At 71.0% G+C, this 23,044-nt stretch carries 19 protein-coding genes; 10 read left to right on the top strand and 9 right to left on the bottom strand.

Annotated elements, in window-relative coordinates:
• Positions 1–59 precede the first annotated feature (59 nt).
• Positions 60–3,908: a polarized growth protein Scy gene (gene scy / locus JEQ17_RS15570; protein ID WP_200395820.1), complete on the bottom strand. Its 3,849-nt coding sequence runs from the start codon at positions 3,906–3,908 to the stop codon at positions 60–62.
• Positions 3,909–4,138: 230 nt separating this feature from the next.
• The gene (gene mce, locus JEQ17_RS15565) at positions 4,139–4,579 is read right to left on the bottom strand and encodes a methylmalonyl-CoA epimerase (protein WP_143636169.1); all 441 of its coding nucleotides are present in this window, start codon (positions 4,577–4,579) and stop codon (positions 4,139–4,141) included.
• Between the two features lie 147 nt (positions 4,580–4,726).
• On the opposite strand from mce, the gene JEQ17_RS15560 reads away from it, so the two are divergent.
• The 3 genes from JEQ17_RS15560 to JEQ17_RS15550 all read left to right on the top strand — a co-directional run bounded on the left by JEQ17_RS15560 (position 4,727) and on the right by JEQ17_RS15550 (position 8,613).
• Complete coding sequence (locus JEQ17_RS15560) at positions 4,727–5,929, top strand: acetyl-CoA C-acetyltransferase (protein ID WP_200395819.1); 1,203 nt, start codon at positions 4,727–4,729, stop codon at positions 5,927–5,929.
• Positions 5,930–5,960: 31 nt separating this feature from the next.
• Positions 5,961–6,917 carry a methylmalonyl Co-A mutase-associated GTPase MeaB gene (gene meaB, locus JEQ17_RS15555; RefSeq protein ID WP_200395818.1) on the top strand — a complete coding sequence of 319 codons (957 nt, stop codon included), beginning with the start codon at positions 5,961–5,963 and terminating at the stop codon, positions 6,915–6,917.
• A 385-nt stretch (positions 6,918–7,302) separates the two neighbouring features.
• Positions 7,303–8,613, top strand: a complete 1,311-nt coding sequence (locus JEQ17_RS15550; protein ID WP_200395817.1) for an MFS transporter — start codon at positions 7,303–7,305, stop codon at positions 8,611–8,613.
• A 65-nt stretch (positions 8,614–8,678) separates the two neighbouring features.
• Here JEQ17_RS15550 and JEQ17_RS15545 read toward each other — a convergent pair whose 3' ends face one another.
• Positions 8,679–9,407: a PepSY domain-containing protein gene (locus tag JEQ17_RS15545; protein ID WP_200395816.1), complete on the bottom strand. Its 729-nt coding sequence runs from the start codon at positions 9,405–9,407 to the stop codon at positions 8,679–8,681.
• 174 nt (positions 9,408–9,581) lie between these two features.
• Here JEQ17_RS15545 and JEQ17_RS15540 point away from each other — a divergent pair, with 174 nt between their 5' ends.
• Together JEQ17_RS15540 and JEQ17_RS15535 are read left to right on the top strand one after the other, a co-directional pair.
• Entirely contained in the window at positions 9,582–10,250 is a 669-nt protein-coding gene (locus JEQ17_RS15540) for a response regulator transcription factor (protein WP_200395815.1), read from the top strand.
• Complete coding sequence (locus tag JEQ17_RS15535) at positions 10,247–11,692, top strand: HAMP domain-containing sensor histidine kinase (RefSeq protein WP_200395814.1); 1,446 nt, start codon at positions 10,247–10,249, stop codon at positions 11,690–11,692. Before JEQ17_RS15540 ends, JEQ17_RS15535 begins: the two co-directional genes overlap by 4 nt.
• A 133-nt stretch (positions 11,693–11,825) precedes the next feature.
• Here JEQ17_RS15535 and JEQ17_RS15530 read toward each other — a convergent pair whose 3' ends face one another.
• From JEQ17_RS15530 to JEQ17_RS15515, 4 genes are all read right to left on the bottom strand, one after another.
• Positions 11,826–12,302 (bottom strand): MarR family winged helix-turn-helix transcriptional regulator, encoded by a 477-nt coding sequence (locus JEQ17_RS15530; RefSeq protein WP_200395813.1) that lies wholly within the window; start codon positions 12,300–12,302, stop codon positions 11,826–11,828.
• A 92-nt stretch (positions 12,303–12,394) separates the two neighbouring features.
• Positions 12,395–13,192 (bottom strand): AIM24 family protein, encoded by a 798-nt coding sequence (locus JEQ17_RS15525; RefSeq protein ID WP_200395812.1) that lies wholly within the window; start codon positions 13,190–13,192, stop codon positions 12,395–12,397.
• On the bottom strand, positions 13,189–13,839 hold the full coding sequence (locus JEQ17_RS15520) for an AIM24 family protein (protein ID WP_200395811.1): 651 nt from the start codon (positions 13,837–13,839) through the stop codon (positions 13,189–13,191). Before JEQ17_RS15520 ends, JEQ17_RS15525 begins: the two co-directional genes overlap by 4 nt.
• Position 13,840: 1 nt before the next feature.
• Positions 13,841–14,473 carry an AIM24 family protein gene (locus JEQ17_RS15515; protein ID WP_200401503.1) on the bottom strand — a complete coding sequence of 211 codons (633 nt, stop codon included), beginning with the start codon at positions 14,471–14,473 and terminating at the stop codon, positions 13,841–13,843.
• A 239-nt stretch (positions 14,474–14,712) separates the two neighbouring features.
• Between JEQ17_RS15515 and JEQ17_RS15510 the strand changes: the two genes are divergently transcribed.
• The 4 genes from JEQ17_RS15510 (at position 14,713) to glxA (ending at position 19,387) form a co-directional block, all read left to right on the top strand.
• Entirely contained in the window at positions 14,713–15,057 is a 345-nt protein-coding gene (locus tag JEQ17_RS15510; protein WP_200395810.1) for a DUF3817 domain-containing protein, read from the top strand.
• The gene (locus JEQ17_RS15505) at positions 15,054–15,347 is read left to right on the top strand and encodes an MTH1187 family thiamine-binding protein (protein ID WP_200395809.1); all 294 of its coding nucleotides are present in this window, start codon (positions 15,054–15,056) and stop codon (positions 15,345–15,347) included. Before JEQ17_RS15510 ends, JEQ17_RS15505 begins: the two co-directional genes overlap by 4 nt.
• 254 nt (positions 15,348–15,601) lie before the next feature.
• The gene (locus JEQ17_RS15500; RefSeq protein ID WP_200395808.1) at positions 15,602–17,428 is read left to right on the top strand and encodes a glycosyltransferase family 2 protein; all 1,827 of its coding nucleotides are present in this window, start codon (positions 15,602–15,604) and stop codon (positions 17,426–17,428) included.
• A 3-nt stretch (positions 17,429–17,431) separates the two neighbouring features.
• Positions 17,432–19,387 carry a radical copper oxidase GlxA gene (glxA, locus tag JEQ17_RS15495; RefSeq protein WP_200395807.1) on the top strand — a complete coding sequence of 652 codons (1,956 nt, stop codon included), beginning with the start codon at positions 17,432–17,434 and terminating at the stop codon, positions 19,385–19,387.
• Positions 19,388–19,482: 95 nt separating this feature from the next.
• Here glxA and JEQ17_RS15490 read toward each other — a convergent pair whose 3' ends face one another.
• Positions 19,483–20,499: a glycoside hydrolase family 6 protein gene (locus tag JEQ17_RS15490; protein ID WP_200395806.1), complete on the bottom strand. Its 1,017-nt coding sequence runs from the start codon at positions 20,497–20,499 to the stop codon at positions 19,483–19,485.
• A 132-nt stretch (positions 20,500–20,631) separates the two neighbouring features.
• A complete protein-coding gene (locus JEQ17_RS15485) occupies positions 20,632–21,615 on the bottom strand; it encodes an ArsR/SmtB family transcription factor (RefSeq protein ID WP_200395805.1) in 984 nt (327 codons plus the stop codon).
• A gap of 87 nt (positions 21,616–21,702) precedes the next feature.
• On the opposite strand from JEQ17_RS15485, the gene JEQ17_RS15480 reads away from it, so the two are divergent.
• Positions 21,703–23,040, top strand: a complete 1,338-nt coding sequence (locus JEQ17_RS15480) for an MFS transporter (protein ID WP_200395804.1) — start codon at positions 21,703–21,705, stop codon at positions 23,038–23,040.
• The last annotated feature ends 4 nt before the right edge of the window (positions 23,041–23,044 follow it).

Raw genomic sequence — 23,044 nt, 5'->3', positions numbered from 1 at the left:
GACCGCTTGCCAGAGACGCTGCCGAAGGCCCCTGGCAAGCACGGAAGTTGGCCATTTGGCTAGCCCTCCGACGGCTTGCCACCCGAACGAGTCGCACCGGCCGCAGCGGCAGCCTTGACGCCACCGTCCTTGCCACTCGACGGGGCCTCAAACGACTCCAACGCCTCAAGGACGTCCTGGACACGGGAGATCTCGGCATTGATGTCCTCGCGGCGCCGGACCAGCACCTCCAGCTCGCGCTTGCCCTCCTCGACCGCGGCCCGCGCCTCGCGCACCGCCTCGGATCTGATGGCCTCGGCCTCGGAGATGAGCGCGGCCTTCTTCTGCTCGGCCTCCTTGAGAAGCCCCTCCGCCTTCTTCACGGCGGCGATCCGGACCTTGCCCGCCTCGGAGTTGGCCTCCGACACCAGGTCCTTGGCCTTCGCCTCGGCTTCCCTCAGCTGGTCCTCGGCAGCCTTGATGAGGGCGTCGCAGCGGTCGCCCGCCGCCTTCATCGTCTCCGCGGACTCCCGGCGCGCCCGGTCGTGCAGATCCTCGATCTCGCCGGTGATCCGGTCACGAAGCTCCTCCGCGCGCTCTCTTATGGCCGTGGCGTCCCGGCGCGCACCGACCAGCAACTCGTCCGCGTCCGTCCGGGCCCGCTCCACCAGCGAGTTGCCCTCGACGGTCGCCTCGGAGACCAGCCGCTCCGCCTCGTTGCGGGCGGCGCCGACCATCGTGTCGGCATGGCTCTCGGCGTCCGCGGTGGTCTTGTGGGCCGTCTGCTGGGCCTCCGTGATCAGCTTGTCGGCCTCGGCGGCCGTCTCCGTGATCAGCGTGTCGACCTGCTCGGCCGCCTCGGAGCGCCGCTTGTTGGCCTCCTTGCGCGCCTTGTCCAGGGTGTCGTCGGCCTCGTCGCGTGCGTTCGACATGAGCCGGTCGGCCTCGGCGGCCGCCTCGTTCTTGACGCGCTCCGCCTCCGACCTGACCCGCTCGGCGTGCTGCTGCGCGGAACCGACCGTCTCGGCCGCCTCGGCGCGCAGCCGCTCCGCGTCGCCCGTCGCGTCCGAGATCAGCTTCTCGGCCTTCGCCACGGACTCGGAACGGACCCGCTCCGCCTCCGCGTTGGTCTCCGCCGTGAGCCGCTCCGCCTCCGACGTCACCTCGGTGATGAGGGTGTCGGCCTGCGTCGCCGCGTCCGACCGGATGCGGTTGGCGTCCTCGCGGGCCTCGGCCCGCGCCCGTGAGGCGTCCTGCTCCGCCGACGCGACGGTGTCCGACGCCTCCGTACGGGCCCGCTGGACGAACTCCGAGGCGTCCGAGCGCAGCCGGTCGGATTCGGTGATCGCCTCCGAAACCGTGCGCTCCGCAAGGGACTTGGCGGCCTCCGCCTCCTCGTGGGCCTCGCGCCGGACACGGTTGCCGTCCTCGGCGGCCCGCTCCCGCTCCGCGTACGCGTCGGCGCGGACCCGGTCGGCCTCCTGCTGTGCTTCGGTGCGCGTGCGCTCCGCCGCGTGCTCGGCGGCGCTGCGCAGGCCCGTGATCTCCTCCTGGGCCTGCTCGTGCAGCCCGGCGACGGAGTCCCGTACCTGCTGTGCGGTCTGTTCGGCGGCCGACACCATCTCGGTCGCCCGGCGGTCCGCCTCCTCGACCAGCCGTACGGCCTCGGTCTGGGCCTCCTCCACGCGGTTGCGCGCCGAGGCGAGCAGCTCCTCGCTCTGCTCGCGAGCCCGCTCCCGCTCCTGGTCGGCCTCCTGGCGAGCGGCGCCGAGGAGCTCCTCGGCCTCGCGGCGGCGCCTGGCGGCCTCCTCCTGGGCGGCGGACAGCGCCTCGGCGGCCTCCGTGGCGAGCCGCTCGGCGGCGGCCTGCGCCTCCGTCCGTACGCGGTCCGCGGTGTCCTGTGCCTCCGACTTGAGCCGCTCGGCCTCCGCCGCGGCCTCCGAGCGCAGCCGTACGGCGATGGACTCGCCCTCGGCACGCGACGCGGACGCGTCGGAAGCGGCCTCGTCGCGCAGCCGCTCGGCCTCTGCCTCGGCCTGCGCCTGGAGCGTGCGGATCCGCTCGGCGGCCTCGCCGCGCAGCCGGTCGATCTCCTCGGCGGCCTCGCGGCGGATGCGCTCGCCCTCGGCGCGCGCGTCGGTCAGCGCCTGCTCGGCGGAGGCGAGGCGCTCCTCGGCCTCCGTGTGCAGCCGGGTCAGCCCCTCGGCCGCCTCGGCCTGGCGGGCCGCTATGGCCCGCTCGGTGTCCTCGTGCAGTTCGCGGGCGGCGCGCTCGGCCTCCGCGGTGATGGCCTCGGACTGCTCGACGGCCTCCGCCCGGTGCCGCTCGGCCTCCGCGCGGGTGCGCTCCAGGGTCTCCTCGGCCTGCCGGCGCAGCGTCGTGGCGCGCTCGATGGCCTCGGTGCGGACCCGCTGGCTCTCCGTCGTCGCGTTCGACCGCTGGTCGTCCGCGTCGGCCTTCGCCTTGGCGAGCAGTTCCTCGGCGGTCTTGGCCGCCTCCTCGATCTGCTGGACGGCCTCACGCCGGGCCTCGGAACGGATCCGCTCGCCCTCGGCGTTGGCGTCCGCGCGCAGCTGCTCGGCGTCGCCGCGCAGCCGGCGCGCCTCCTCCTGCAGCTCGACGGTCTTGGCGCGGTACTCCTTGGTGTCGTCCTTCGCCGTGCCCTTGAGCTGCTCGGCGATGTCGTGCGCCTCGGCACGCAGCCGGTCCGCCTCGGCCTCGGCCCCGGCGCGGATCCGCTCGGCCTCCTCGGAGGCGGCCTTGGTGGTCGACTTGGCTTCCTCGGACGCCTTGTTCAGGACGTCCTCGGCGGTACGGGCCGCCTTGGCGAGCTGGGACGCGGTCTCCTCGGCGGTGAGGCTGCGCGCGTTCTCCTCGGCCTCCGCGACGATCTTCTCGGCGGCGGTCTTGGCGTCCGCGACGACCTGCTCGGCCTCGGCCTTGGTGGTCTCGGCCTCCTTGGTGGCCTCGCTGACCAGCCGGGCGACCTGCTCCTTCGCCGTACGCGTGCGCTGTTCGTTCGCCGACTCCGCGCTGGAGAGCGCCTTGGACGCGGCCTCCTTCGCCTCGGCGAGGACCTTCTCCGCCTCGGCCCGCGCCTCGCGCAGCGCCGTCTCGGCCTCGCTGATGCGCTGCTCGGCGGCCCGGCTCAGCTCGCCGGCCTGACGGCGCGCGCTGTCCGACTCGGTCGCCGTCGAACTGCGCAGCTGCTCGGCGTGGTCGGTGGCCTCCTGGGCCTGCGTCGACGCCGCGTTCAGCAGCCGCTCGGCGTCGGTGCGGGCCCGGCGCAGCAGCGCCTCGGCCTCCGCGCGCGCCTGCTCCGCGTCGCTCTGCAGCCGCTGACGGGCCTCCGCGGCGACCCGCTCGGCCTCCGCGCGAGCGGCGGCCAGGGCCTGCTCGGCCTCGCCACGGGACTCGTCGACCAGCCGGCGGGCCTGCTGCTCGCTGCGGGCCCGCAGCTGCTCGGCCCACGCCACGTTCTCGTTGACGTGCGACTCGACGCTCTGCCGGCGCTCGGAGAGCTCCTGGTCGAGCTGCTGGCGACGGGTGACCGCCTCCTGGTGCAGCTCCGCCTGGAGGCGGGCGGCCTGCTCGGCGTGCTCCTGGAGGATCCGCTGCGTCTGCGCGCGGGCCTGGCTCAGCTCCCGCTCGGCGTCCTGGCGCAGCTGGTCGGCCTGGATCTGCGCATTACGGAGCATCTGCTCGGCCTGATAGCCGATGTCGGCGCTGTCGTAGGCAGGCCGGGTCGCCAGACTGCGGCGCGCCTCGTGCAGCTTGGCGCGCAGCACCTCGACCTGATAGCCGAGGTCCTCGGCGTGCTGGACGGCCTTCTCCCGCTCGGTCTTCAGCCGCTCCATCTCGGCCTCGAACCGAGAGAGGTGGTCGACGTCAGCCGCCGGCTCTCGCTCCTGGCGTTCGTAGCCCCGCACTGCGCGGTCCCATCCGTCCCCTGGTCGCAAGTCTCTCCAAACGAGCACCGTCCATCCGCCGAACGGGGCCCCCGGGGAATGGTGTCAGATCAACGGCGGAGCACACGCTGCTGCCCCGCCACTCGCCCCCGAAACCTGGACCCCGGCCCTCGGATCCTGACGATGAGGACCCGGACCGCCCCGTAAGAGCGGCGGCCGTCCCCAACCCTACCGGCCCTTATGTACGCGGGTCAGTGCTCAGGTGACTCAACAGGCGCCGATGTGACCAGTTCTGTCAGGACGCCATGGCAATCCTTTGGATGCAGAAAGGTGATGCGAGACCCCATCGAACCCCTGCGCGGCTCGTCGTACAGCACGCGTACGCCCTTGTCGCCGATGGCGGCCGCGTCCGCGTCCACATCCGCCGTACCGAAGGCGATGTGGTGCACGCCCTCACCGTTCTTGGCCAGCCACTTTCCGACGGCGGAGTCCTCGCGGGTGGGTTCCAGGAGCTGGAGGTAGGAGGCGCCCCCGTCGGACGTCTCGTTGATCTTGAGCATGGCCTCGCGCACGCCCTGCTCCTCGTTGACCTCGGAGTGGAAGACCTCGAAGCCGTATGTGGCCCGATAGAACTCGACAGTCCTGTCGAGGTCGAAACAGGCGATCCCGATGTGGTCGATTCGCGTCAGCATGGTGCCAGTGCAGCGCTCCGGCGGCGGTTACGCAACGTGCGCGCGATCACACACCGCGCCGGATGACGGGGGACGTACCGCTCAGTACATTTTCAGTAAACCCTCGTTCACTCCTCAGCTGTGCAAGCTGGAAGGGGATCGCTCCTCATGTCTGGAACGAACAGCACCACCTCCGTCATCGTCGCGGGTGCCCGCACCCCGATGGGACGGCTGCTGGGCTCACTGAAGTCCTTCTCCGGAGCCGACCTCGGTGGTTTCGCGATCAAGGCCGCCCTCGACCGTGCGGGCATCGGCGGTGATCAGGTGCAGTACGTGATCATGGGCCAGGTGCTCCAGGCCGGGGCGGGGCAGATCCCGGCACGCCAGGCCGCGGTCAAGGCGGGCATCCCGATGAGCGTCCCGGCGCTCACGATCAACAAGGTCTGTCTCTCGGGCCTCGACGCCGTCGCGCTCGCCGACCAGCTGATCCGCGCCGGCGAGTTCGACGTGATCGTGGCGGGCGGTCAGGAGTCGATGACCAACGCTCCCCACCTGCTGCCGAAGTCCCGGGCGGGCTACAAGTACGGCGCGATCGAGATGCTCGACGCCATGGCGTACGACGGGCTGACCGACGCCTTCGAGAACATCGCCATGGGCGAGTCGACCGAGAAGCACAACACACGCCTGGGCATCCTGCGGCCCGAGCAGGACGACTTCTCGGCCCTCTCGCACCAGCGGGCCGCCGCCGCGCAGAAGAACGGCCTCTTCGAGGCCGAGATCACTCCGGTGGAGATTCCGCAGCGCAAGGGCGAGCCCGTCGTCTTCAGCAAGGACGAGGGCATCCGCGGCGAGACGACCACCGAGTCGCTCGGCAGGCTGCGGCCCGCGTTCGCGAAGGACGGGACGATCACCGCCGGCTCGGCCTCGCAGATCTCCGACGGGGCGGCCGCCGTCGTCGTCATGAGCAAGGCCAAGGCGCTGGAGCTCGGACTGGAGTGGATCGCGGAGATCGGCGCCCACGGAAACGTCGCCGGACCCGACAACTCTTTGCAGTCGCAGCCGTCGAACGCGATCCAGCACGCGCTCAAGAAGGAGGGCATCGGCGTCGAGGATCTTGACCTGATCGAGATCAACGAAGCCTTCGCCGCCGTCGCGGTCCAGTCAATGAAGGACCTCGGGGTGTCCACGGAAAAGGTGAACGTCAACGGCGGCGCCATCGCCCTCGGCCACCCGATCGGCATGTCCGGCGCCCGGCTCGTACTGCACCTCGCCCTCGAACTGAAGCGGCGGGGCGGCGGAGTGGGCGCGGCGGCGCTGTGCGGTGGCGGCGGGCAGGGTGACGCACTGATCGTGCGGGTACCCAAGGCCTGACGCGTTTTCTCGTCTCGTGAACGGAGCTGTGATGCAGGACGTCGCCTCGTTGGTGACCCAGGCCAGGGAAGGCCGGCCGCGGGCCGTGGCCCGGCTGATCTCCCTGGTGGAGGGGGCGTCCCCGCAGCTCCGTGAGGTCATGGCCGCACTGGCGCCGCTCGCGGGCAACGCGTACGTCGTGGGGCTCACGGGCTCGCCCGGTGTCGGCAAGTCGACATCCACGTCGGCGCTCGTGACGGCTTACCGGCGACAGGGCAAGCGGGTCGGGGTGCTGGCCGTCGACCCGTCGTCGCCCTTCTCGGGCGGTGCGCTCCTGGGGGACCGGGTGCGGATGTCGGACCACGCGTCCGATCCCGGTGTCTACATCCGCTCCATGGCGACGCGGGGGCACCTCGGCGGGCTCGCCTGGGCCGCCCCGCAGGCGATCCGGGTGCTGGACGCGGCGGGGTGCGACGTGGTCCTCGTGGAGACCGTCGGGGTCGGGCAGTCCGAGGTCGAGATCGCCTCGCAGGCCGACACGAGTGTGGTGCTGCTGGCTCCCGGCATGGGTGACGGCATCCAGGCCGCCAAGGCGGGGATCCTGGAGATCGGTGACGTGTACGTCGTCAACAAGGCCGACCGGGACGGGGCGGACGCCACCGCCCGTGAGCTGAACCACATGCTGGGGCTCGGTGAGTCCCGGGGGCCCGGGGACTGGCGGCCGCCGATCGTGAAGACGGTCGCGGCGCGGGAGGAAGGGATCGACGAGGTCGTCGAGGCGCTGGAGAAGCATCGGGCGTGGATGGAGGAGCGGGGGGTGCTTGTGGAGCGGCGGCTTGCCCGGGCCTCTCGTGAGGTCGAGACGATCGCCGTCACGGCCCTTCGGGCGCGGATCGCCGACCTCCACGGAGACCGGCGCCTCAGCGCCCTCGCCGAACGCATCGTCGCGGGCGACCTTGACCCCTACCGGGCGGCGGACTCCTTGGTCGAGGGCCTGACAGAGACCTGACCCCGGGCTTTTCCTCGCCCCCGCCGCCCCTACCCGTCCCGTCCCTGGGGGCTCCGCCCCCAGACCCCCGTATCGCGCTGACGCGCTCGTCCTCAAACGCCGGACGGGCTGAAAATCAGCCTCTCCGGCGTTTGAGGAGCGGGGGTTCGAGGGCCGGCCCCCGAGTAGGGACGGGAATGGGTAGGGGCGGCGGGGGCGAGAAAAAGGCCTGTCGGCAGGCCAGGAGCGCTGGTAACTTCGGGCGCGTGTTCCTCCTCTTGGCATAGGGCCCGTTCCGGCCCGCGATCGGCAGCGCGGTAGGCGTTGTCGTCGCGGAGCACAGGCGTCCCCGTTGCCCGGGCGCACGCCCACCTCGGCGGCGCCCCCTTTCTGAGGAACCCTTCGCATGTCTGCGTCTTCAACGCGGCCTTCGTATGCCGCGGTACTGCGCATGCCCCACGCCACCCGAACCTTCACAGCCGCCCTGCTGGGCAGGCTGTCGTACGGCATGGTCTCGCTGGCCGTACTGCTCGCGGTGACCCGCGCCACCGGCTCGTACGCCGCCGCAGGAGCCGTCATGGCGCTCTTCGGCGCCGCGAGCGTGTTCCTGTCACCCCTGAGGGCGGCCCTCGTCGACCGCCACGGCCCGCGTCGCGCCCTGCTGCCGATGGCCGCGCTGTACGCGGGCCTGCTCGGCACACTCGCCGCGGCCACCTGGCGCCCCGGGGCACCCGCGGCCGCCATAGGAGCGGTCGCCGTCGCGGCGGGCGCCTGCACCCCGCCCCTCGGCCCCACCATGCGGGCCGTCTGGGGCGAACTCGTCACCGACCGACGGCTGTTGCAGCGCGCGTACAGCCTGGACGGGGTCGCCGAGGAACTGCTGTTCGTCTCGGGGCCACTGCTGGTGGGAGTGGTCGTACAGTTCGCGCCCCCGGCCGCCGGAGTCGCCGTCAGCGGCCTGCTGGTGGGCCTCGGCACCTTGGCGTTCGTCACCTCACCCGCGGTGAAGAGCGTCGCCGTACGAGTACAAGTACAAGCCTCACGCGTACAGGCGCGGGCTCGTCTGCGGATGCGTCTGCGGATCGAGCGCGGGCTCGTCCAGCCCGTCGTCGTGGCCGCGGGCGTCGGGCTCTCGCTCGGCGCCGTCGACCTGCTGGTGCTGGCCTTCGCCGAGCAGCGGGGCCACGGGGACGACGCCGTGGCGTGGATCTTCGCAGCGCTGTCGGCCGGGAGCGCCGTGGGTGGGCTGCTGTACGGCGCGGTCGACTGGCGCACCGGAGCCCGGGTGCGGCTGCCCGTGCTGACGGCGGGCCTCGGCCTGGCCCTGGCCGTCGCCGGGCTCGCCCCGGGCCTCGGCACGCTCGCCGGCGCCGCCGTGTGCGCCGGATTCTTCGTCGCCCCGGCGCTGACCACCGCGTATCTGGTGGCCGACGAGTCCGCCGCGCCGGGCGCCCGGGTCCAGGCCGGTGCCTGGGTCAACACCGCCGTGAACGCGGGTATCTCGGCGGGTGCGGCGGCCGCGGGACTGCTGGTGGGCCGCCTGCCCTTGGGGGCGGGGTTCGCCATGGCCGGCGGGGCGGCACTGCTCGCGGCCGCGGCCGTCGGAGTGGGGACCCGCCACTCCCGCGCACTCCCACGGAAGCGGGAGCAGGAGCAGGAGCACGAGCAGGAGCGGGAGCGCGAGCAGGAGGCCGGCGCTGCGGAACAAGCCCGCTGACGCCGGCAAGGGCACCCGGTGCCGGGTGCCCTTGCCTGTGGTCCCTGGGGAGGGAGGAGGAAACGTCAGTCGTTCGAGCGGTCCGCCGTGATCTTGCCGGAGCCGGAGTCGACCCTCCAGTCGCTGCCGGTGCCGTTCGGGGCGGTGGTGTCGACCCCCCAGGCCTTGTCCGTGCTCTCCTCGTCGAGGTCGACGGAGGTCACCGTGCCCTTGGCGGCGCCGGCCTCCGCGGCCTCGGCGGCGGTGACGGAGCTGCCCTTCAGGGCGGCACGGATCTGCGCGGTCTCGGCGGCGTCGTCACCGTCGTCGTCCCGGTCGACGTGGGAGCCGACGACCTTGCCGGTGGCGGGGTCGACCTGGACGCTGTGCCAGGCGCCGCCGTTGGTGAGGATGTCCACGGCCCACACGTGCTTGGTGCCCTCGTCGTCCAGGTCGGCCGAGACCGCCGTGCCGGCCGTGTTCTTCAGCGCCGCCTTGATCGCGTCGGCGGCGTCGACCTGCGCGAGCTTGGCGTCGGCGGCGTTCTCGGCCTTGTCCTCTGCGTCCTCGCCGGAGTCCTTCGCGGCCCTGTCCTCGGCCGCGTCGGCCTTGTCGTCCGCCCTGTCGTCCGCGTCGTTGTCGTCCGTGTCGTTCACATGGGCGTCGTCGTCGCGGCCGGTGTCGTCGTTCGACACCCGCACGTCGGACTTCTTCGCCGGCGCCTCTTCGTCACCCGAGACCGCGAGGGCGGTCGCGGTGCCGCCGCCGATCAGGGCTGCGGCCGCGATGGTGGCGATGACGATGTTGCGCTTCATGGTGTTCCTCCAGAATGCGACTGGTTGCAACCAGTAACGGATGGTGTCGCCGGTTGCAGCTGGCTTGTCCGCCTCGTCTGCTGTTCGACAGGAACCAATGTGGGCGACCGACGCTGAAGCCGACCTGAAGCCTCCTGAAGTCCTCTTCAGGTTCGATTTGCGAAGCTGAGACACATGCGCCTGTTGATCGTGGAGGACGAAAAGCGGCTCGCCCTGTCGCTCGCCAAGGGCCTGACGGCCGAGGGATACGCCGTGGACGTGGTCCACGACGGCCTGGAGGGGCTGCACATGGCCGGCGAGGGCTCGTACGACCTCGTCATCCTCGACATCATGCTGCCCGGCATGAACGGCTACCGCGTGTGCGGCGCCCTGCGTGCCGCGGGACATGACGTGCCGATCCTGATGCTCACCGCCAAGGACGGCGAGTACGACGAGGCCGAGGGCCTGGACACGGGCGCCGACGACTATCTGACCAAGCCCTTCTCGTACGTGGTCCTCGTCGCCCGGGTGAAGGCGCTGCTGCGGCGGCGCGGCCCGGCGGGCGGGGCCTCGCCCGTGCACGAGGCCGGGAGGCTGAAGGTCGACACCGCCGCCCGGCGGGTGTTCCTCGCGGAGGACGAGATCACCCTGACCACCAAGGAGTTCTCCGTCCTCGAACAGCTCGTCGTGCGGGCCGGGGAGGTCGTGTCGAAGGCCGACATCCTGGAGCACGTCTGGGACTTCGCCTACGAGGGCGACCCGAACATCGTCGAGGTCTACATCAGCACCCTGCGCCGCAAGCTCGGCCCTGAGCTCATCAAGACCGTACGCGGGGCCGGATACAGACTGGAGGCGCGGGCATGAGGCGGCGCATGAGATCGGTACGGGCCCGTGCCACGCTCGCCGCGACCCTCGTCGTCGCCGTGGCCCTGGTCGCCGCGGGCGCCGCCGTGCTGCTCGCGCTGCGGGCCAGCCTCATCGACCGGGCGGACGCCGAGGCCGACTCGGTGGCCCGCAACGCCGCCTCGGCACTGTCGAACGGACTCGCGTACAACGATCTCGATCTGCCGGACGGCGACGAGAACCCCGTCGAGGTCCTGGACCGGAAGGGGAGGGCCGTCGCCTCCGGCGAGGACGTCGAGGGCATGAGCGTGACCGCCAGGGCCTCGGACCGGCTGAACTCCGTCGCCAATGACGACGCCGGCGACACGGACGAGGGAGTCGCCGACGAGGAGGACGATCTCGGCCCCGGCGACATCGCCGACGAGACCTGGTACGGCGAGGGCACCGCGACCGTCGAGGGGGAGACGGACGACTACCGGTTCGCCGGGGTCGACGTGGTCACGAAGGGAGGTGTCCCGCTCACCGTCTACGCGGGTGCCCCGCTCTCCGCCGAACAGGGCGCCGTCGGCACGGCGTTGACCGCCATGCTGATCGGCCTGCCCCTGCTGCTGGTCACGGTCAGCGGAGTCACGTACGTCGTGACGAAGCGGGCCCTGCGCCCGGTGGAGGGGATCCGGGCCGAGATGGCCGCCATCACGGCTTCCGAGGACCTCTCGCGGCGCGTCCCCGAGCCCGCCACCCACGACGAGGTCGCACGCCTCGCCCGTACGACGAACGAGACGCTCGCCGCTCTGGAGGCCTCGGTGGAGCGGCAGCGCGCGTTCGTCGCCGACGCCTCGCACGAGCTGCGCAGCCCCATCGCCTCACTGCGCACCCAGCTCGAAGTGGGCGCCGCGCACCCGGAGTTGCTGGACGTGGACGGGGCCGTCGAGGACACCGTACGGCTGCAGCGGCTGGCCGCCGACCTGTTGCTGCTCGCCCGGCTGGACGCGGGGGAGCGGTCGCCGGACGCGCGTCTGGACCTGGCGGCGGTCGTCCGCGAGGAGGCGGGGCAGCGGGTCGGGGACCGGGTCGAGGTGTCCGTGGACGCGGATGCGGATGCCGGCGTCGTGGAAGTGAGCGGATCCCGCGGTCAGCTGACGCGGGTGCTCGGCAATCTGCTGGACAACGCCCAGCGGCACACGCGGACCTCGGTCGCCGTGACCGTGCGGCGCTCGGGGGAGTGGGCGGTCGTCGCGGTCGCCGACGACGGTGCGGGCGTGCCCGCCGCCGAGCGGGAGCGGGTCTTCGAGCGGTTCGTACGGCTCGACGAGGCACGTGCGCGTGACGACGGCGGAGCCGGTCTCGGCCTCGCCATCGCCCGCGATGTCGCCGTCCGGCACGGTGGGTCACTCACCGTGCGGGACGCGCCGACAGGCGGAGCCCTGTTCGAACTCCGCCTGCCCGCGGTAGCGCTCCGCTAGGAGGGCAGTGATGAAAGCGCGGGCCGGTGGGGGCTGGTCGCGCAGTTCCCCGCGCCCCTAAAAGATTGCGCAGTTCCCCGCGCCCCTAGGAGGCTGCGCCGTTCCGCGCGCCCCTGTGGGGCGCCGCCTTGTGTCACGAACGTCCCCGTTGCCCCCGCAGGTGTTCCGCGATCGGGGTCAGGGACTTGTGGAGTTCTTCCAGGGCCTCCGGCGAGAGGAGGTCGATGAAGTGCCGCCGCACGGACGCCACATGATGAGGCGCGACCTTCTTCATCGTCTCCATGCCGTGGTCCGTGAGCACGGCGTACAGCCCACGGCGGTCGGACTCGCAGTTCTCGCGCCTGACCAGGTCCGCGTTCTCCATGCGGGTGATCTGGTGGGAGAGGCGGCTCTTGGACTGGAGGGTGGCGGACGCGAGGTCGCTCATCCGCATCCGCACGCCCTCCGACTCGGAGAGGTTCACCAGGATCTCGTAGTCGTTCATCGTCAGGCCGAACGGTTGGAGGTCCCTTTCGAGCTGATACGTCAACAGCCTGTTGACCTCCAAGTGGGTGCGCCATGCGCACTGCTCCGCTTCGGTCAGCCAGCGGGTGGCCGTCTCGGTCTCCATGAATGAATTCTACCTAAGATGTTGAAAGGCGAACTAGTGAGGGTTGCGTGACGGCGCGCACACGTTCGACGTCACACTCCGCAGACTACCGCTCACAGCCCGAAGCGACGCTGGAGGTCTCCCAGCTGTCCGGGAAGGCGCGGTGCGCCGGCTTGCTGTCCCTGGTGGCCGGGTACCCCGCCACCACCCGGCACTCCGGGCTCGTGCGGGACCGCGCCCGCGGCCTGCTCCGCCATCAGGGCCTCGCTGGACTGGAGCAGCACCGTGCCGGCGCCCACGAACTCGAACTGGTGCTCCTCCCCGGAGGCCCCTCCCAGGCCCGTCAGTGCACGTAGACCGCCCATCAAGCCCGTCATGTACCCGTGGTCGTAGTGGTGGCACGGCGAGGGGCAGTCGGCCCAGCCGACCAGGGCCTGCGGGTCGACCCGGATCGGGGGTTCCATGAACACCACGGGACCGTTCGACGCGGCCACGAACTTGCCCGTCCCGATCAGCGTGAGGAAGCCCGGCACGATCGACTGCTTGAGCGCGAGACTTGGCTGAAAAGCGAGGAGGTTGCCCGAGCGAATGGTCAGATTGCCCTCCTCCAGGTCGAAGGAGTTCACGTCGAAGGCCCGGTCGGCGAGGAGCATCTTGCCCGAGCCGGAGGCCACGACCCAGTCGCTCGCGTGCAACGGCGAATGAAAACTCGTCCGCACCAGACGGTCGAGACGACCGTGCCCGATGCCGTTGAACTCCATCGAGCCGTAGTACGCGATCATCTTGCCCTTCTGCAGGAACCACTCGCTCCCCTTGAGCTCCACGCAGAAGGTGTACGCGTTCACGTTGTCGTCGACCGGCAGGGTCGACGGGTCGTGGATCACGGGGCCCGTGCCCGGGTAGGTGGTCACAGCTTCTCCTCCGACGCCTGCACGAACACCGCACCGCTCCCGGTCAGCTCCAGCTGGAACGCCTCGCCCGAGCCGCGGCCCACCAGATCGCGCAGACCGAGCGCGCTGGACAGCTTGTTGCGTACGTCCCCGTGGTGGGCGACGTACGCCTGCGGGTCGACATGCACCGGGCGCTGTGGGCTGATCGGCACCTCGATGACCCCGCCGTGCGCCATGACGGCGACGCTGCCGTGTCCCTTGAGGGTCGTGGTGAACAGCCCCTGGCCCGTCACCTGGCCCCGCACCATGCCCATGACCCCGCCCTGCGAGCCCATGAACATCGTGCCCTGCTCCAGGGTGCCGTCGAAGGCGAGCAGCCGGTCCGCCTCCACGTACAGGGTCTCGCCGGTGAGGCCGATCACCTGGATGTGGTGGCCGCCGTGCCCGAACAGGACGGTGCCGGAGCCCTCGACGGTCATCAGCGGAGTCGCCTCGTCGGCCACCCGCCGCCCGATCATCGACATGAGGCCGCCCTGGCCGCCCTGCATGTTGGGAGTGAAGGACACGTCGCCCTTGTAGGCGAGCATCGCGCCGCGCTGGCTGAACAGCCGCTGCCCCGGCATGACCGTGGCCTCGATCATCTTCGAGTTGATCTCACGGAAGGGCATGTCACACATCTCCCGCGATCGAGTTGCGCTCACTGGGCTGTACGTACACGACGCCGTCGCCCTCGAAGCGGATCTGGAAGGCCTCGCCGCCGCCCTCGCCCATGAACGTGCGGAACGTCACACCGGACTGGAAGGACTGCCGCAGATTGCCCTGATGGGCGATGTACGCCCCCGGGTCGACGGTCAGCGGATACTGCGAGCTCACCCGCAGCACCACGGCCGGCCCGTCCGACATGATCGCCGCCTGGCCGTGCCCCTCGACGGTCGTCGTGAACAGCCCGTTGCCCTGCGAGGCGCCCCTGAGCCCGGTGAAGGACGTGCCCGTACGCAGACCGGAGTCGGTCGCGAGCAGATTGCTCGACTCGACGAAGAGTTTGTCGCCCTGGAGGTTCACGAGGTTGATCTCGCTCGCCCGGTCGGCGAACCAGCAGGTTCCCTGCCCCTTCACCTCCATGAGGGTCATCTGCTCACCGGTTATCCGGCGCGTCACCATGCCGCGGATCCCCTCGCCACCGCCGCTGAGCTTCTTGAAGGCCATCTGACCGTCGTACGCCACCATCGACCCGTTCTTCGCCTTCACGGCGTCGCCGGTCATGTCGACGGCCAGCACCTTGCTGCCTTGGAGTCGGAACATCGCCACGACGACGACGGTAGCCGTCGGGCCTGGTCGCCGAACAGATCCTTCGGGATGATCCGTCCCTGAAAACACCCCGGGGTCCGGTCGGCCGGGTTCCATCGGTCCGGACCCCGGGGCCGGACGACAGGGGCCAGGATGCTTCAATGGGAAAGCTTGTGCGTGCGTTCACAAAGCATCGGCACGGTACCTGCACCCCTTCCGAATCCACCCCAGACTCCTCCCACCGAAGGTGACTCGTGGACATCAAGACCGCCTCCGCCCTCCGTCGTCTCCGTCTGGTCTCGGCCCCGGAGGCCGTTTCCTTCCTCCTGCTGCTGGTCTGCTCGGTGCTGAAGCGGACGACGGACTTCAACGCGGTGCCCGTGATGGGCATGGTCCACGGCGTCCTCTTCATCCTGTACCTGATCTTCTGGGCCGACGCCTGGAACCGTGCCAAGTGGGACCTGAAGACCGCGGCCCTCTACTTCGTGCTCTCCGTGCTGCCGGCCGGCGGCTTCTTCGCCGAGCGCAAGCTCAAGCGGGAGGCGGAGAGCGCGCTCATCGCGTCCCGCGCCCGCAACGAGGGGATCGTCAACGCATGATCGTCGCCTTCTCCGTGACGCCGCTGGGTGTCGGCGAGGACGTGGGCGAGTACGTCGCCGACGCCGTGCGGGTGGTGCGGGAGTCGGGGTTGCCGAACCGCACCGACGCGATGTTCACCTCGATCGAGGGTGAGTGGGACGAGGTGATGGCCGTTGTGAAGCGGGCCGTCGCTGTGGTGGAGGAGCGGGCTCCTCGGGTGTCCCTGGTCCTCAAGGCGGACATTCGGCCCGGGGTCACGGACGGACTGACGTCCAAGGTCGACACGGTGGAGCGACACCTGTCGGCGTAGCCGCCCTGCCTTGCCCTGTCGCTGCCGCGGGGTTGTGTGCGGCTGCGGGCCGGTGAGGGCTTGTCGCGCAGTTCCCCGCGCCCCTGGGTGGGTTGGGGGCGCGGGGAACTGCGCGGGCAACCCACCCCACCCACCCGCAGACGAACCACAGGAGCCTCGCCCCCCTACCCCCCAACTGGACCCCCTCCGTTCGACACGCCGACCAAAAGCCACTTTTGTGTGGGTATCGGCTCGTTCGATCACTGGAGGGCGCTGTGCGGCCGGAGGGCTACGACTACGAAACCCACAGCCAACTGGCCGGACCGCTCACGGAGCCGTCCGGCACCGCGTACCGGGTGCAGTACACAAAGCTCCTGTCGCGCGAGCCACACCGAATACGAGCCGTCCTGCTCATGACGTTCGCCCCGCTTCTCACGGGGCTGCTCCTCGTCTACCTGGTCTGGCCGACCCACTGGGTCGCCAGAGAGGGCGGCACCCGCTGGCTGGTCGGCCTCGACGTCGCGATGCTCATATCCATCGGCCTGATCGAGCTGTTCATGGTCGTCAACGTGGTGTCCATCGCCCACGCCACCATGGTCGCCAGGGACCCGGTCCCCGTGACCCCCGAGGACGGCACCCGGGTCGCCTTCCTCACCACGTACGTCCCGGGCAAAGAACCCCTCTCCATGGTCCGCGCCACCCTCGAAGGCGCCGTCCGCGTCATCCACCCCGGCCCCCTGGACGTCTGGCTCCTCGACGAGGGCGACGACGACCAGGCCAAGGCCCTCTGCGTCGAACTGGGCGTACGCCACTTCACCCGCCACGGTGTCCCCGAGTGGAACAGGGCCAAGGGCGTCCACAAGGCCCGTACGAAGCACGGCAATTACAACGCGTGGATCGCGATGCACGGCGGCGAGTACGACTACTTCGCCTCCGTCGACACCGACCACGTCCCGCTCCCCGAGTTCCTGGAGCGGATGATGGGCTACTTTCGCGACCCGGACGTCGCGTTCGTCGTGGGCCCGCAGGTGTACGGCAACTACACCACTCCGGTCACCAAGGCGGCCGAGTCCCAGCAGTTCCTGTTCCACGCCCTGATCCAGCGCGCCGGCAACCGCTACCGCGCCCCCATGTTCGTCGGCACCAACAACGTCGTACGGATAGCGGCCGTCCGGCAGGTCGGCGGCCTGTACGACTCCATCACCGAGGACATGGCCACCGGGTTCGAACTGCACCGGCACAAGAACCCGAGGACCGGTCACCACTGGCAGTCGGTCTACACCCCCGACGTGCTGGCCGTGGGTGAGGGCCCCGAGTCCTGGACGGACTTCTTCACCCAGCAGATGCGCTGGTCGCGCGGTACGTACGAGACGCTGTTCAAGCAGTACTGGAAGGCACCCTTCACGATGCCGCCCGGCCGGCTGTTCTCGTACACGATGATGCTCGTCTACTACCCGATGACGGCCGTCAACTGGCTGCTGGGCATCCTCAGTTGCGTCCTGTTCCTGTGGTTCGGCGCGTCCGGCACCCAGGTCGCCGCGTCCATGTGGCTGATGCTCTACAGCGACGCGGCCGCCCTCCAGGTCGGCCTCTATCTCTGGAACCGGCGGCACAACGTCTCCCCGCACGAACCGGAGGGTTCGGGAGGCCTCGCGGGCATGGCGATGTCGGCGCTCTCCGCGCCGATCTACCTCAAGTCGCTCGGCGCGGCCGTGGTCCGCCGCCCCAGCCGTTTCGTGGTCACCCCGAAGGGTGGTGGCGCCAGCCCGGACCGGGTGATGACCTTCCGGATCCACCTGTTCTGGTCGGCCGTCCTGGCGGCCTCGCTGGTGGCGTCGTTCGTCCTCGGGCACACGCACGCGGCCATGCGCACCTGGGCCGTCCTGGCCCTGGCCATCTCCCTCGCCCCGGTAAGCGTGTGGCTCGGCACCCTGTTCCAGGAACGCCGGGCCCGGCAGCGCGTCGCCCCCGCCGTCGCCCGGGTCACGGACGGCGAGCCGGCACCCGCGGCACCCGCGCCGGCCTTCAGCGCCGGCGGCACGCTTCCCAGTGGCTCGCTCCCCAGCGGGACGGTCACCAGCGGTACGACAGGAGGTAACTAGGCCATGGTCTACCGCCCTTCGAAGAAGGCCCAGAAGAGGCTGCTCGGCATTGGCGGCGTCGCCCTGCTCGCCGGACTCAACGCCCCGGCCGCGATCGGCTTCGCCTCGGAGCAGTACTACGAGTACAAGATCGCCCAGCCCGGCTACAAGGCGAAGTACGGCTCCTGGAAGCACCTGGACATTCCCAGGGAGTTCCGCACCAACGCCATCCACGCGGCGCTCCTGCACACCGGAAAGGTGCTGATCGTCGCGGGCTCCGGCAACGAGCAGAAGAAGTTCGACAAGGGCTCCTTCGACACCGTCCTGTGGGACCCGAGGACCGACACCTTCAAGAAGATCCCCACCCCGGACGACTTCTTCTGCGCCGGGCACGCCCAACTCCCCAGCGGCAGAATGCTGGTGGCCGGCGGCACGGCCCGCTACGAGCTGCTCGACGGCGAGGTCGACCGGGCCGGCGGCGGCATGCGCGTGAAGAACGAGAACCCGGACAGGCCGGTCGTCCTCAAGAAGGGCACCCGGTTCCGCTCGCCGACCGGGGTGGAGTACGTCAGCAGGTTCGACGTCACCGTCCCCAAGGCCAAGCGCACGCAGGAGATCACGTACAACCGGGCCGGTGTCATGCAGCCCTGGAAGACGAAGGTCACCGCGAGCGAGGCCCGTGTCTTCGTCGAGGCCACCGAGCTGGGACCGCGGTCGGTCACGGGCAAGCAGGCCCAGTACGAGATCGTCGGCCTGAAGGGCAAGGAGGCGGCCAACACGTACGGCCTCTCCGAGAAGATCACCATGGACAAGCAGGACTTCCAGGGGATCAAGGCGGCCTACGAGTTCGATCCGACGGCGGAGAAGTACGTGCCCGTCGCGCCGATGGAGAAGGCCCGCTGGTATCCGACGCTGGTCGGTCTGGAGGACGGGCGGGTGCTCGCGGTCTCCGGGCTCGACGACGTCGGGGTGATCGACCCGGGCGACAACGAGATCTACGACCCGAAGACCAGGAAGTGGACCCCGGGACCCAAGCACTACTTCCCGACCTATCCCGCCCTCTTCCTCACCAAGGGCGGCAAGCTCTTCTACCCGGCCTCGAACGCCGGTTACGGGCCCGCCACCATGGGGCGCGAACCCGGCCTGTGGGACCTCAAGACCAACAAGTTCGAGAAGGTGCCGGGGCTGAGCGACCTCGACCAGACGGAGACGTCGGCGTCCCTGCTGCTGCCCCCGGCCCAGGACCAGAAGGTGATGATCCTCGGCGGCGGAGGCGTCGGCGAGTCCAAGAAGGCGACCTCGCGCACGGCCGTCATCGACCTCAAGAAGGACAACCCCGTCTTCGAGGACGGCCCCGACCTCCCGCAGGGCACCCGCTATCTGAACAGCGTGATCATGCCGGACGACTCGGTGTTCACCTCGAACGGCTCCTCGGACTACCGCGGGCGCAGCGCCAGCAACATCCTCAAGGCGCAGTTCTACGACCCCAGGTCCAACTCCTTCCGTTCGGCCGCCTCGCCCAGGGTCGGCCGCAACTACCACTCGGAGGCGCTGCTGCTGCCCGACGGCCGGGTCGCCACGTTCGGCTCCGACCCGCTCTTCGACGACCAGCAGAACACCAAGCTCGGCCACTTCGAGCAGCGCATGGAGATCTACACCCCGCCCACCCTGCACAAGAACGCCAAGAGCCGTCCCGTGCTGGGCGACGGTCCCCAGGAGGTCGACGGCGAGGGCCGCGCGACCTTCGCCACCCGGCATCCGGACCGGATCGTGAACGCCCGTCTGATGCGGCCCAGCGCGGTCACGCACACGACGGACGTCGAGCAGCGGTCCATCGCGCTCGGGGTCACGAAGACGAAGGACTCGGTCACCGTGGACGTGCCGAAGGACCGGACGCTGGTGCCGCCCGGCTGGTACATGCTGTTCGTGACGGACACGGACGGGACGCCGTCGGAGGCGAAGTGGGTCCAGGTGCGGTAGCGCTCCGCTCGGTTGACGGTTCCTTGTCTGCGGGTGGGTGGGGGCTTGTCGCGCAGTTCCCCGCGCCCCTCACGGGGCGCAGTTCCCCGCGCCCCTTATGGGGCGCTGGAGTTGCGGGCCAGGCCCAGGGCGTAGTCCGCCCACCACTGGCCCGCCGACGGGCCTCCGCGGCACTGGCCGTCGGACTCGCCGGGGCGCTTGATCCACAGGTAGGCGTCCACGAGGGGGTCGCCGGTGTCCTTGGTGGGCGGGGTGCCCAGCGCCCGGCCCGGCGGGTTGCACCAGGCCTGGGACGGGTCGCCGTCCAGCGGGCCGTTGCCGTTGCGGCTGGTGTCCACGACGAAGTGCTTGCCGCCGAGGTCCTCCGAGAGCCGGCGGCCGTACTCCTTCGTCGTCTCGTCCGTCTGGAAGTTGGAGACGTTCAGGGCGAAGCCGTCGGCGTTCGCGACGCCCGCGCGCTTGAGAGGCTCGACCAGCTTCCACGACTCCCGGATCCAGGCCGGATTGCCCGCGTCGAGGTACACCTTCGTCCGCGGCTGCCGCTTCAGCCGCACGATCGCCTCGGTGAGCATCTGCTCGCGCTCGGCGTGGTACTCGCCCGGGGTGCAGCCGTCCACGATGTGCGCGACCGCGTCCGGCTCCAGCACGACCAGGGCGTCGCTGTCGCCGATGGCCCGCGCGAACCGGTCGATCCAGTCCCGGTAGGCGTCCGCGCCGTACGCCCCGCCCGCCGAGTGCTGCCCGCAGTCGCGGTGCGGGATGTCGTACGCGACGAAGACCGCGGTACGCCCCTCCCGGGCCGCCGCCGCGGTCGCCTCCCTGATCTTCGGCTCGGGGCGCTCGGCGGAGGGCCAGATGGCGGCGGGCCGGTCCGCGATGAGCTTCAGGAGCCGGGCGTCGCGCTCGCGCCCCTGCTGCTCCCACCGCTGTACCTGCTGGGCCGCGGGGCTCGCCGGGTCGACCCAGAACGGGGAACCGGCGGCGGGGCTCGCCGGTGGGGACGTCTCACGGGCGGAGGTGGTCGGATCGGCCTCGGGTGCGGACGAGCAGCCCGCCGCGAGTCCGAGCACGGCGAGCGCCGCGAGGGTACGGGTACGGGTCTGCCGGAACATCCTGCCCCCTTGGGCGAAGGTGACGGTCAGCGACGATGTCCGACTATCGTGACATAACGGACTTGACCGGCAGGGGTGCGACACCGTGGGCCGCCGCCTGCTGTCGTGCTCCCGCGGGCTCCTGTCGGGGCGTCAGGCGCCGCCCGACGTCAGCGCGATGCCCAGCGGCGTCCTCTCGTACAGCACCTGGTGTCCGTACCGGCGCGAGACGAGCAGGCCCGCGTCGCGCAGCGCCGACAGATGCGCCGACACCGACGAGGGCGCGAGGCCTAGGCGGTGGGCGAGGCCCGTCGTGGTGGCGGGGTCGTCGAGCGCGGTCAGGACGGCGGCCCGGCCGCGCCCGAGGATTCGCGCGAGCGCCTCGGGCGTGCGGTCGGACGGCTCCGCCCACAGGCCCCCGATGCCGCGCGCCGGGTAGACCAGTGTCGGCTGCCAGGGCGGTTCGAAACCGCTCACCACATTCGGCCAGGAGAAGACGCTGGGCATCAACACCAGGCCCTGGCCGCCCAGTTCGCGGACGTGCTCGCCCCTCACGTCGATCGTGAGCCGGCCCGCGTCCCAGGCGAAGCGCCGGTCCAGCTCGGGCAGCAGCCCGCCCAGGCCCACCTCGGCCAGGCGCCGCGAGTGGAAGACCACGTCGGCCTCCAGAAGGGCGCGCAGCCTCGGCCAGTCGGGCTCGACCAGGGCGCGCCAGGCCGCCGCCAGCAGGTCGGTCAGCTCCTCGATCATGCGGACCGGATCGGCCAGCAGGGCGCGCCCGCGCGGGGATTCGAGGGCGCCCGGGGTGTCCGCGAGCGCCAGAGCGGTGTCCTCGCGGGCCGCCTCGGGGTCGGCACCGCGCACCGCCGCGATCTCCTCGTCGAACGTGGCCGAGGGGCCGAGCGGGGGAGGGCCCAGCCAGTCCGGGGTGTGCCCGCGCCGGGGCATCAGCAGCCACAGGAGCGTCAGGTCGAGCTGCGCGGCCGCCGAACGCGTACGACGGAGCCAGTGCGCGTGATACCCGTGCCGCTCGGGGCGGTTGAGGGTGCGGACCGCCTCCTGGGTCTCCCACAGCGGGGACACCGCGAAACGGCACCTGAGGAGGTCGTCCTCGCCGAAGTGCAGATGGAACGGCACGGGCCCTCCCGCCGCGGTCGGTAGCGAAGATTCGGCTGACACCGAAACTCTACGGCGGGCGACCCCTGCGCGGGCACGCTGCGGGACATGCCGGAAGAGAACAGGGGCACGTCGACGCTGCCCACCCCCGAGAAGACCGGGTACGGTCCCGTCTTCGCCGTACGCGAGTTCCGTGCCGTGTTCCTCGCACACGCCCTCTCGCTGCTGGGCGTCGTCGTCAGCGAGATCGCGCTGACCGTGCTCGTGTACGAGATGACGGGGTCGCCGCTGCTCAGCGCGCTGGTGTTCGCGCTGGGCTTCCTCCCCTACCTCGTGGGCGGCACGCTGCTGTCCGGGGTCGCCGACCGGTTCCCGCCGCGGCGCGTGCTCGTCGTCTGCGACCTGGTCTGCGCCGGGTGCGCGGCGCTGATGGCCCTGCCGGCCACACCCGTCGCCGCGCTGCTCGTGCTGCGGTGCGTCATCGCCGCCGTGTCACCGGTGTTCAGCGGGACACGGATGGCCACGCTGACCGACATCCTCGGGGACGGCGACCTGTTCGTGCTCGGCCGCTCCCTGTTGCGGATCGTGTCGCAGAGCGCCGTACTCGTGGGCTTCGGGCTCGGCGGTGTCCTTCTCACCGTGGTCTCCCCGCGCGGGGCACTGGCCGTCACGCTGGGCACCTTCCTCGCCTCGGCGCTGCTCCTGCGGCTGGGGACGCGGCGCCGGCCGGCCCGGGCCGGGGGCGGGGCGCTGGTGCGGTACTCGCTCTCCGGCGCCCGGCAGGTCCTCGCAGACCGCCGGATCCGGGCGCTGCTGCTGCTCCTGTGGGTCCCGCCGATGTTCGTCGTGGCGCCGGAGGCACTGGCCGCCGCGTACGCGGACGAGATCGGGGTCGGCACGGCCTGGATCGGGCTGCTGATGTGCGCGATGCCGGTCGGGACGATCGCGGGGGAGCTGTACGCCGGTGCCGCACTGTCTCCCGCGACCCGCTCCCGGATCGTGCTGCCCCTGGCGGGCGGCGGACTGCTGCCGCTCCTCCTCTACCCCTTCCACCCGGGCCTCGGCTGGATCCTCCTCGTGCTGGTGCTCGCCGGGTCGGCGGGCGCGTACACCCTCGGACTCGACCGCTGGTTCGTGGACGCCGTGCCTGAGGAACTGCGCGGACGGGCCATGACCGTGCACACCGCCGGGCTGATGACGATCCAGGGCGTGGGCATGGCGCTCGCCGGTGCGGCCGCCGAGTTCTGGGCGGTCAGCACGGTCGTGGGCGGCGTCGGCGTGCTGGGGACCGTGTGCTGTGTGCTCCTGGCGGTGGAGGTACGGCGTACCGGAAGGTCCCGGGAGGACGAGGGAACGGCACTGGTGAAGGGGAGGGGAGAGAGGGTGGAAAAGGGGGCGAATATCGATACGCGAGACGGGGCTGACCACGATATGACCGGCCGGTAGGGTC

The organism is Streptomyces liliifuscus, assembly GCF_016598615.1.
In the GTDB taxonomy this organism is placed as follows: domain Bacteria; phylum Actinomycetota; class Actinomycetes; order Streptomycetales; family Streptomycetaceae; genus Streptomyces; species Streptomyces liliifuscus.
The sequence above is the reverse complement of the archived record's forward strand: the minus strand, read 5'-3'. Positions and strand labels throughout refer to the sequence as shown.

Excerpts from the sequence above, each read along its gene's own strand:
- JEQ17_RS15530 (WP_200395813.1), bottom strand. The coding sequence starts at position 12,302 with ATGGAGACCGAGACGGCCACCCGCTGGCTGACCGAAGCGGAGCAGTGC.
- JEQ17_RS15535 (WP_200395814.1), top strand. The coding sequence starts at position 10,247 with ATGAGGCGGCGCATGAGATCGGTACGGGCCCGTGCCACGCTCGCCGCG.
- JEQ17_RS15550 (WP_200395817.1), top strand. The coding sequence starts at position 7,303 with ATGTCTGCGTCTTCAACGCGGCCTTCGTATGCCGCGGTACTGCGCATG.
- JEQ17_RS15545 (WP_200395816.1), bottom strand. The coding sequence starts at position 9,407 with ATGAAGCGCAACATCGTCATCGCCACCATCGCGGCCGCAGCCCTGATC.
- mce (WP_143636169.1), bottom strand. The coding sequence starts at position 4,579 with ATGCTGACGCGAATCGACCACATCGGGATCGCCTGTTTCGACCTCGAC.
- JEQ17_RS15515 (WP_200401503.1), bottom strand. The coding sequence starts at position 14,473 with ATGTTCCGACTCCAAGGCAGCAAGGTGCTGGCCGTCGACATGACCGGC.
- meaB (WP_200395818.1), top strand. The coding sequence starts at position 5,961 with ATGCAGGACGTCGCCTCGTTGGTGACCCAGGCCAGGGAAGGCCGGCCG.
- JEQ17_RS15540 (WP_200395815.1), top strand. The coding sequence starts at position 9,582 with ATGCGCCTGTTGATCGTGGAGGACGAAAAGCGGCTCGCCCTGTCGCTC.
- JEQ17_RS15480 (WP_200395804.1), top strand. The coding sequence starts at position 21,703 with ATGCCGGAAGAGAACAGGGGCACGTCGACGCTGCCCACCCCCGAGAAG.
- JEQ17_RS15520 (WP_200395811.1), bottom strand. The coding sequence starts at position 13,839 with ATGCCCTTCCGTGAGATCAACTCGAAGATGATCGAGGCCACGGTCATG.
- JEQ17_RS15505 (WP_200395809.1), top strand. The coding sequence starts at position 15,054 with ATGATCGTCGCCTTCTCCGTGACGCCGCTGGGTGTCGGCGAGGACGTG.
- JEQ17_RS15560 (WP_200395819.1), top strand. The coding sequence starts at position 4,727 with ATGTCTGGAACGAACAGCACCACCTCCGTCATCGTCGCGGGTGCCCGC.
- glxA (WP_200395807.1), top strand. The coding sequence starts at position 17,432 with ATGGTCTACCGCCCTTCGAAGAAGGCCCAGAAGAGGCTGCTCGGCATT.
- JEQ17_RS15490 (WP_200395806.1), bottom strand. The coding sequence starts at position 20,499 with ATGTTCCGGCAGACCCGTACCCGTACCCTCGCGGCGCTCGCCGTGCTC.